Origin of the sequence: Psychrobacter pasteurii (assembly GCF_900162815.1) — a bacterium.
GTDB classification, from domain to species: domain Bacteria; phylum Pseudomonadota; class Gammaproteobacteria; order Pseudomonadales; family Moraxellaceae; genus Psychrobacter; species Psychrobacter pasteurii.
The window spans coordinates 25,307-34,337 of record NZ_FUGD01000052.1; the positions used below are offsets into that span (position 1 = coordinate 25,307).

Annotated in this window: 7 protein-coding genes; 2 read left to right on the forward strand and 5 right to left on the reverse strand. The window is 42.8% G+C overall.

Going from position 1 to position 9,031, the window contains the following annotated elements:
• Nucleotides 1-43: 43 nt before the first annotated feature.
• From A1232T_RS03185 to A1232T_RS03205, 5 genes are all read right to left on the reverse strand, one after another.
• Entirely contained in the window at nt 44-760 is a 717-nt protein-coding gene (locus tag A1232T_RS03185; RefSeq protein WP_077448032.1) for a TetR family transcriptional regulator, read from the reverse strand.
• Between the two features lie 79 nt (nt 761-839).
• Entirely contained in the window at nt 840-2,252 is a 1,413-nt protein-coding gene (locus A1232T_RS03190; RefSeq protein WP_077448033.1) for a deoxyguanosinetriphosphate triphosphohydrolase, read from the reverse strand.
• A 199-nt stretch (nt 2,253-2,451) separates the two neighbouring features.
• Nucleotides 2,452-3,543 (reverse strand): redox-regulated ATPase YchF, encoded by a 1,092-nt coding sequence (gene ychF, locus A1232T_RS03195; RefSeq protein ID WP_077448025.1) that lies wholly within the window; start codon nt 3,541-3,543, stop codon nt 2,452-2,454.
• Nucleotides 3,544-3,780: 237 nt separating this feature from the next.
• Nucleotides 3,781-4,704, reverse strand: a complete 924-nt coding sequence (locus A1232T_RS03200) for a phosphodiester glycosidase family protein (protein WP_077448026.1) — start codon at nt 4,702-4,704, stop codon at nt 3,781-3,783.
• 21 nt (nt 4,705-4,725) lie between these two features.
• Nucleotides 4,726-6,465 (reverse strand): FMN-binding glutamate synthase family protein, encoded by a 1,740-nt coding sequence (locus A1232T_RS03205; protein ID WP_077448027.1) that lies wholly within the window; start codon nt 6,463-6,465, stop codon nt 4,726-4,728.
• Nucleotides 6,466-7,284: 819 nt separating this feature from the next.
• Between A1232T_RS03205 and ndk the strand changes: the two genes are divergently transcribed.
• Both ndk and A1232T_RS03215 read left to right on the forward strand, forming a co-directional pair.
• On the forward strand, nt 7,285-7,716 hold the full coding sequence (gene ndk, locus A1232T_RS03210) for a nucleoside-diphosphate kinase (RefSeq protein WP_077448028.1): 432 nt from the start codon (nt 7,285-7,287) through the stop codon (nt 7,714-7,716).
• 368 nt (nt 7,717-8,084) lie between these two features.
• A partial coding sequence (locus tag A1232T_RS03215) for an RNA-guided endonuclease InsQ/TnpB family protein (RefSeq protein ID WP_077448029.1) occupies nt 8,085-9,031 on the forward strand: 947 nt, incomplete at its 3' end.

Here is a 9,031-nt window from a genome sequence, read left to right on the forward strand (position 1 = left end):
TTTGTTTCAATAAATAGTTGGTTTCAGTAGTTTGTTTCGATAATCAGTCATCTGCCAATAGGGTGGCTTCATTAGAGCGCCAATTCTCGGCACCATAAAACAGCATTTGGGCTTGTCTGGTGCACTGTCTTAACATCTGCTCTTTTTTATGTTCAGAGTTTTTGACATCGTCTTCTTCGTCATCATGCGCTTGAGAGTAGGTCAGGTCAAGCCAATCAATAATCCAAGTCAAAAATAGGTTTAAGCCGGCCTCAGCAAGCAGGCGTCTGTCTTCAGAATTGATGTGCTGGAAGGAAGGCTGGATGCCTAAGTCTTCCCCCATAATTTTCGCAAAAAGCTTAATTTGGGCATCAATGGCATTACGCACCGACTCTGAGCCGCCAAAGCGCTCACTGACCAAAAACTGCCAGTAGCGGGGGTGTTCATCGATGGAGGCGAAGAACAACTGGATACTCTTGGCGATTTGGCGGTCGTAACTGCGTCTACGCCCCATCTGTAAACCACTACGTAACGTGGAGAGTGCCTCACCTAACTCCTCTTCCACTAAGCAACGGCCTAGAGATTCCATGTCATCAAAGTGACGATAGAAAGCTGTTGGAACCACACCCACTTCTCGAGTGACTTGACGTAAGCTAATCGAGGCGAAAGATTGGCCCATCATACAAAGATCAAGTACCGCATTAAAGAAGGCTTGACGGGTCTGCATCTTTTTTTGTTCGCGGCTATTTAACGGGCTATTACTGCTGCTAGTGCTGGTCATGATAAACAATCTCAGTCGAAAGTAAACATTAATGTGGGTCGTAACACCTGTTAACCCACACAGCTTGCTAACTTCAAGCTTACCATATTTTATCCCCAATGCCATTTAAATCCTGAGCCAGTCGGTAGGCCTCATGATCATTCATACCGGTTAGGTAGTCTAAGATATTTAACGCATTTTCATAGACGTCCATACCAAGCTCTCGGTTTAAAATATGCAAGTGTTGGTTTAATAATTGAATCAAATGCTTTTGTTCAAAGTGAGGGGCTTGCTCAGTAATTGGCAGTAGGGCTAAGGGCATAAATGCGTCCAACAAAGTCTGCAGACAGCGATTGGCCATCAGCTCCATACGTATCTTGCTGGGGTGAGCAAAAATTTGGCTCGAGGCTAAGTTTTTGGCCCTATTGATACCTTCACTCACGCTTGGCTCACAGTGATCAAATAAGCTGCCATGCATTTCCCCTGCCAGCATGGTATCGGCATGGGTAACGAAGGCTTCTGTCACCTTATCTACCAAGCGCATCATGGCTCGGCCGCGTAACGCTGCTAACTTTTGTACAATGGGCGCATTATGAGTCACTTCGGGTGGCGCGCCTCGTGAACCAATGAGCCCCATCATTAAAGGCTCCACTTCCTCATAGCTGATCATATCCAAGTGAATACCATCTTCTAAGTCAATGAGGGCGTAGCAGATGTCATCTGCAGCTTCTAACAGATAGGCCAAAGGGTGACGAGCATATCCCTCATGATCAAGAGCGTAAGGTAGATGCAGTTGACCAGCTAGCTTATCGAGTAAGTTGGCATCATTGTTAAAGCAGCCGTATTTTTTGATATCTAGAGCCCGGATAGGAGTAGGGGTCTGAGTATCAGTGTCTGGCTCTTCAGTTTGGTTGCTGTGCTTGGCCAACCAAGGATACTTCATAAAAGCGCCCAAGGTAGCACAGGTCAGGCGCATACCGCCGCGATCAGGGTGATGCTCATTACGGGTCAATAATCTAAACCCTTGCGCGTTGCCCTCATAGCCCTGTAAGTCTAAGCGCTGAGCTGGGGTCATGTGGCTCAAAAAAGCCTGTTGACTGGGCTGATTAAACCAGTCCCTAATCGCATATTCGCCGGCATGACCAAAAGGGGGGTTGCCAATATCATGAGCCAAGCAAGCCGCTTGCACAATCACCCCAACATCCCCCACGCTAATACCACGAGGCAGCCCCTCAGGTAGCTTGTCCTGTAGCTTCTCGGCAGCCATCATACCCAGTGAGCGGCCAATACAAGAGACTTCTAAAGAGTGGGTAAGCCGAGTATGAATGCCCATCTGATTGGTCAGTGGGTGGACTTGGGTCTTCTGGTTAAGCTGTCGAAAAGACTGGGAAAAAATAAGTCGGTCATAGTCTTTGTGAAAGGGAGTGCGCGACTTCTCTTGTGACAGATCTTTTTTGATACTGCCCAGACGGCGGTCAGTGAATAGATAAGACCAGCGTTTGTGCGCAGACATACCTTTTAAGCTTGAGTCATTTAAATGAGCGTTTAAGTTTAGGCTGGGCTGAGTCATAAATCACCAAATCAACAAAGTAAGGATAAGTTGTGATTAGCATAACAGAAAAAGCCGATAAGTAACTTATCGGCTTTTTTTGGTTTGATGGTACTAACTACTAATGAGAGTTTAGGCTGTTTTGGCCCAAAAGCAATTAGAGTTATACGTTAAATCTAAAGTGCATCACATCGCCATCTTGAACGATATAGGTCTTACCTTCTAAGCGAGATTTACCCGCAGCGGCAGCTCCTTTTTCACCACCATGCTCGATGAAGTCTTCATAAGCGATAACTTCAGCACGAATGAAGCCACGCTCAAAGTCAGTGTGGATCACACCAGCGGCTTCAGGCGCCGTAGCACCCACTTTTACGGTCCAAGCACGAACTTCTTTTACACCGGCCGTGAAGTAAGTTTGCATATCAAGCAGTTTATAACCTAAGCGGATTACTTGGTCTAAACCGGCTTCTTCCATGCCCATACCCTCTAGGAAGTCCGCTTTATCAGCTTCATCTAACTGAGAGATTTCTGCTTCAATTTGGTTGCACAGAGGCAGGACGATGGCATCTTCTTGGGCTGCGTAGTCACGTACAGCGTCTAGGTAAGGGTTGTTTTCAAAACCATCTTCGCTCACGTTAGCAATATACATGGTCGGCTTTAAGGTAATTAGACCATAGCTTTTGATCAGTTTTTTCTCATCATTGTCTAAGTTTGCACCGCGCGCCGCTTTACCTTCGGCCAATAGAGGTTCAATTTTTTTGAACACTTCTAAAGTAGCTTGAGCGTCTTTGTCATTGCCTTTGGCTTTTTTGGTTAAGTTAACGATAGCACGCTCAACCGCTTCTAGGTCAGCCAACGCAAGCTCAGTGTTGATGGTTTCGATATCATCAATAGGGCTAACACGGCCGTCTACGTGAATTACGTTGTCATCGTCAAAGCAGCGAACCACGTGAGCGATGGCATCAGTCTCACGAATGTTGGCTAGGAATTGGTTACCCATACCTTCACCTTGTGACGCACCGGCTACCAGACCTGCAATATCTACGAACTCCATAGTGGTCGGTAGGACACGTTCAGGTTTTACGATTTCAGCCAATTTGTTTAAACGAGGATCAGGCACAGGTACGATACCTACGTTAGGATCCTTGGTACAAAAAGGGAAGTTTTCGGCTGCAATACCGGCTTTGGTTAAAGCATTGAATAAAGTTGATTTTCCAACGTTTGGTAAGCCCACGATGCCACAATTAAAGCCCATGTTCTGTCTCTCTTAATCTAATTTGATAAATAAAATAAATGGAATACTTAATACGGATACTAAGATTGATATAAAAAAACGGCTGTTGAATACAGTGATTGTGACTCATACTGACCCAATATAGTCATCTTTAGTGTCAGATCTAGTGTCAAATCATTGTTTAATAGAAGTTAGGTAAATAAACAGGTAAATAAATTTAGCGCGTATTGTAGCAAATATTGTCTGAAAGAGGGTAAGCTATTGCTCATCACCGCTATGATCTTCAATTAAGCCTACCATCACGCCCATGTTCTTATTATCTTGATGAGAAATGTCTGGTGCGTATAGCGCCGACGCTATTCCCCCATCTAAAAATAACGCGTTATTGCAGTTTAGATCTTCTTTAAATAAGCTAGCAAATTGATAAAAATTAACCGGCTCATTACTGGTGACGAATTTTAGGTTGCCATCTTCACAGATACCCACACCATTGCGAGTCTTTTGTGAGGTGCTGGTAGGATTAAATTTGGGATGAATTTTGCCATCGATAACCAATATAGGCCCTGACTGAGTAGCATACCAAGGCTTGGCCATGCCGCTTTGTAGCATTTCATTGAGTTTATGGCTTTCGGTGATACTGACTCGGTTATTTTTATCCCACCACAATACACCGTTTGGCATCATATGGAAGTTGCCTGCGCCTTGATTTAGGTTCAGGGATAAAATCTGTGTACCTTGAAGAACGGTATAGCCAATAGGGCCAAATTCAGAATTGTACATGCCGGCATTGGTAGCAAATTTTAGCTCGCTACTTTTGGGCAGATCTGCCAATAGGTTGTTGAATTTATATAACGGCTGAATAGATTGATCTTGATCGGCCAGACGAGCATTGCCGTCTTTTTGACCCGCTTGCCATTGACCTGATTTCCAAAATAAGTGCAAAGACAAAGCAGAATCGGCTTCAAGCAGCTCATTTTGTGACACTTGACATAAGGCATGAGCAAAAGGAGCGGCCTTAGTTTCACAAAACTGCGGCTGCTCCGTGGTTGCCTCTTTTACTGACTCTATTAAGGTCTCTAACTCTCCGTCTTCACAGCCTGATAGTAGCAAGGTGCTCCCTAAAGTTAGGGCGGCTAAAGTCCAGCAGCTTTTAGGACGGAAGTAAGAGGAGAGTTTCATCATATATTAAGAGCCTTAACGGGATTATATGTCCGTGGGAAATTCCGAGTGAGTCGGGGGAGTTGCCTTTCTGGAATCTCGAGAGTCATCGTTATAAGCCACATAAGCTTCGTTATCGGCTTTGAAGCTATCAGGATCGGCCATAACCCACATTTGGTTATAGATGTCTGAACGGGCGTTCATATTCAACAAGGCGCCTTCATCTATAAAGTAAAAACATCTTGATAGCAGCTTAATTGAGCCATCACTCATACGTCTTGCCACGTGATACGGGTGCAATTCATAAGGATGAGATAGACCCACTGCGCCTACGAAGTTTGCCAAAGATTTTAGCGTGTTTTTATGGAAGCTTGCCACACGATCTGACTTACTTGGCACATCTAAAGCTTTTTCGCGATAAGGGTCTTGTGTGGCCACACCGGTAGGACAAGTGTTGGTATGACAAGAGCGAGACTGGATACAGCCAACTGCAAACATAAAGCCGCGTGCCGAGTTACACCAGTCAGCCCCAAGAGCCAACATTTTCGCAATATCAAAGGCTGATACAATCTTACCGCTCACCCCGATTTTGATTTTATCACGAATGTTTGAGCCCACTAGGGTGTTATGCACAAATAAGAAGCCATCAATTAATGGCATGCCGAAGCTGTCCATAAACTCTACCGGTGCAGCACCAGTACCCCCTTCAGCCCCATCTACTACGATGAAGTCTGGGTAGTTGTCTTCTTCAATCATGGCTTTAACGATGGCCATAAATTGCCAAGGCTGACCGATACACAGCTTGATACCCACAGGCTTACCACCCGATAACTCACGCAGTTGCTGCCAGAAGTGCACCAACTCACGAGGGGTGTTAAAGGCAGAGTGAGTGGATGGCGAGATGCAGTCTTCCGCCATAGGAATACGGCGGGTTAAGGCAATCTCTTTGGTGATTTTTTCTGCAGGCAATACCCCGCCTTTACCAGGCTTTGCCCCTTGAGACAGTTTAATTTCAATCATTTTTACCTGGTCGTCAGTGGCGTTTTGGGCAAATAATTCAGGATCAAAGTTGCCATTTTCATCACGGCAACCAAAATACCCGGTACCTAGCTGCCAGATTAGGTCACCGCCATATTTACGGTGGTAAGGACTAATTGCCCCTTCACCTGTATCATGAGCGAACCCACCCATTTTAGCGCCTTGGTTAAGCGCCATAATTGCACGGCCCGATAAACTTCCAAAGCTCATGGCGGAGATATTAAAGACAGACATAGAGTATGGCTGTAGACAGCGCTCATTACCCACCGTAATACGGAAGTCTTGAACATCTAAAGGTTGGCTGGTTTGTGATTGCAAAAACCACTCTTTATCTTTTGCGTATAAGTCGTCAAGCGTACCAAAAGCATTGGTATCACTGACGTTTTTTGCACGTTGATAAACCAAAGCGCGTTGCTGGCGTGAAAAGGGAACTTCTTCTTTATCGTTTTCGATGAAGTACTGACGAATCTCTGGACGATAACTTTCTAAAAAATAACGGATATGACCCGCAATAGGATAGTTATAAAGCACAGAGTGTTTTGATTGCAACAAGTCATAAATACCTACCACTACCAATATGCCTGACAACAAGGCCAGCCACCAGGTTTGCAGTAAGATGGCAACCACAGTTAGGATTACCACACCAAAAAATAGACCATAACGCTTTACGACACCAACTTGGTATTGGCGTTCATTGCGATCTGTACTTTCTGCTTTAGACGGGATAGCGATTCGTGATTCTGACATGAAAAATCCTTTGTCACTTTTGTTAAATACTACCAAGGTTAAAAGACAATTAATAAACGGTTTTCTGACACTACTTTTTTACATTACGTATTCTTTAAATAAGTTTTCGCTTACTTTAATCTCAGACCAAGTCATTAAAGCTTGGCATTCTAACTTGCTTTAACAGCTAGCTTTTCGTCACAACCTAGGGCATCTTGTCAAACTTAAAATATAAAAATAGCCAGCGACGCAAACAGAAGTTATCTGCCTACATTAAAGTTTATTTAATTATTATAAAAGGGATGTAAGTCGCTTAGTTATTTGTAAGTTATATACAAGTCATCAAGTGGGTTTATAGCAAGCTAATAAGTCACCTTACATTAAGCAAGAAAGTCCGTATAGTTTTTGAGCAGCGGTGTCGCCAGTGCCAGCAAAAACAAAACTGGCTACTAAAAAGTACTAGTAACCGCTAACAGGCTGGGGTTAAAGATAAATATAAATTATTTAAAAAATGACGAATATTTATCTCTATTATAGCCAATATTTGGCTTTAAACCTAATATTCGGCGGTTATTATTGGCAAGATATAACAGATATATAACACTCAGCCTTAATTGGAAGAGACGCGAGGTCAAATCTAATTTTGCCGGCCTCAATACTTAAGAATTAGTATCAGAATGTTGCTATTTTGCGATTGATTTCGTTTTTTTCTGTTATTTAATAAATGAGTCGTTATAATAAGCGCAGTTTGAAGGTGGTCTCTGTATTTAGAGGCAGGTCTTCATAACCTATAAAAATATATTTTGTTTACTTAATTTCATTAACCTTGAGGAGCTTTACATGGCTATCGAACGTACTTTATCAATCATCAAACCTGACGCAGTTGGCGGCAACCACATTGGCGCTATCTACAGCCGTTTTGAAGAAGCGGGTCTAAAAATTGTTGGCGCTAAAATGCTACATCTTGATGATGAAAAAGCTGGCGGTTTCTACGCTGAGCACAAAGAGCGTCCATTCTACAACGACCTAGTATCTTTCATGACTTCAGGTCCTGTTGTTGTATCAGTATTAGAAGGCGAAAACGCTATCGCTAAGCACCGTGAGATCATGGGTGCTACTAACCCAGCTGAAGCTGCTGAAGGTACTATCCGTAAAGACTTCGCTTCAAGCATCGATGAAAACGCAGTACACGGTTCTGACTCAGCTGAATCAGCAAAACGTGAAATTGCTTACTTCTTCGCTGATAACGAAGTATTAGACCGTACTCGTTAATTCAAGTTTTTAGCCCGTTTTTAGTTACTTATCTTAGTTATCTATTTTGGTTATCTAAAAACGCAAGGTTTTAAACGAAACGGCTAGGCCTTGGGCTTAGCCGTTTTTCATTGTTAATTCACAGCCAAGTTTTTTAGGGCTTGTTAATATGCTGACACAGACAAACCTCATGTGAGTTGAAAATTTCAGTTATAATAGCCACATAGTTATAACAGTCATATACTGTTAAACCGCTTATTTGTAGAGCCAGTTTATCACCGGTCGCCGTAAAACCACCTACTTCAGGGGGTGGATATAAGGCGACATGTACTGTAGTGAGTAGTGTTTAAAAGGTTGTAAGTTGAAATTAACCTCGGCATACTAAGTATATGAAAACACTCAAGCTACGCATTAAAGACAAGCACACAAAAGAGCTGAATCAGCTAAGCGGTTCGGTGAACTTTGTGTGGAACTATGTCAATGCGCTGTGCTTTGAGCATTTAAAACGTACTGGTAAGTTTTTTAGTGCTTATGATCTAAGTGAGTACACCAAAGGAAGCGGTGAGTATTTAGGATTACACAGTCAAACACTGCAAGCCATCAATGAAACTCATGCCAAGGCGCGTAAGCAGTTTAAAAAAACCAAACTTCATTGGCGTACTAATAGACCTGATGCCAAACGAAAATCACTTGGTTGGATACCTTTTAAAAAGTCTGCTATCAAGCATCTAAGCACAAGACAAACAGGCAAAAAAGCACTTAAATCAAAAATTCAGCTATCACTTTCTAAAGGTCAAAAGCTCATCATAGATGTATTCGATAGCTACAACCTAAGCCTATATCAAATTAACACCTTAGAGATAGTACAAGACAGTCGTAGTCGTTGGTATGCGTGTATCACCGTTAAAGACTTTCCTAAGCAAGTAAGTGGTAAGGGCAGCGTTGGAATTGATTTAGGCTTAAAAGAGTCTGCTACTACCTCAATGGGTGATAAACTTACTATTAAGCAGACTAAAAAATGGGCTAAAAAGCTTGCTATCGCTCAACGTGCTAGCAATAAAAAACGTGTTAAAGCAATCCACGCCAAAATTAAAAATACAAGATTAGACTTAATTCATAAATTCACCACCAAACTTGTCAAAGATAATGCTTTGATAGTGGTTGGTGATGTTAAATCACGCTCATTTACCAATAAAAGAACCAAGCTAGCTAAATCGACATACGATGCAGGATGGTTTGAACTTAAACGACAACTGGAATACAAATGCAAGCATGCAGGTTGTCAGTTTGAGATCGTAAATGAGAGTTACACTACCCAGACCTGCTCGTGCTGCCA